This window comes from Sutterella parvirubra YIT 11816 (assembly GCF_000250875.1).
In the GTDB taxonomy this organism is placed as follows: domain Bacteria; phylum Pseudomonadota; class Gammaproteobacteria; order Burkholderiales; family Burkholderiaceae_F; genus Sutterella; species Sutterella parvirubra.
In genome coordinates, this window is the sequence record NZ_JH604908.1 from 1 (window position 1) to 546 (window position 546).

At 59.2% G+C, this 546-nt stretch carries 1 protein-coding gene; it reads left to right on the top strand.

What is annotated here, in order from left to right; all coding sequences use genetic code 11:
- Positions 1-477, top strand: a 477-nt coding sequence (locus tag HMPREF9440_RS02810; protein ID WP_008541303.1) for a hypothetical protein, incomplete at its 5' end; no start/stop codon positions are given.
- Between the last annotated feature and the right edge of the window lie 69 nt (positions 478-546).

The following is a 546-nucleotide window of genomic DNA, read 5'->3' on the forward strand; positions in this document are numbered from 1 at the left end:
AACCTCAACCTGCGCCCGATGTTCCTGCGCACGCCCCTCCGGATTCGCGGGCACATCCTCGTTTGCGTGCTCTCTTTGATCGTCCTTCGGCTATTGGCGCGGCGACTTCGCGGAATGGAGAGCCCGCTTCCCATCAACCGGATCATCGAGGGCATGGAGGATGCCAAAGTCATCGCCGTCCATTCGGGAGAGTCCGAGGAATGGCTCTACATTCGCGCCGGCGAGGAGAGCGGGCTATACCGCGACAGCGATAAGTTGACGATTGAGGAGCTCGCCATCCGGCACCGCACCTCCATCAGCGATACGGCCGCCGTACTGGCTGCCGCTGGGCTCGAATGTCCTCCGGTTTTCTGCGACCGAAATCAGCTTGCCCGGGCCATCCGTACGAAGTTCAAATCGGACGCCGACGCCGTACCCTCCGTCGTCTATAGGGCCGCCGAAATGGAGCGTGAAGACGCCGCGAGGCAAGCTTCCTGAACGGCGCTACACTAGATTTAATAGAAAAAGCCTGTGAATTCCTAGATTACCAGGGAATTGCAGACTTAA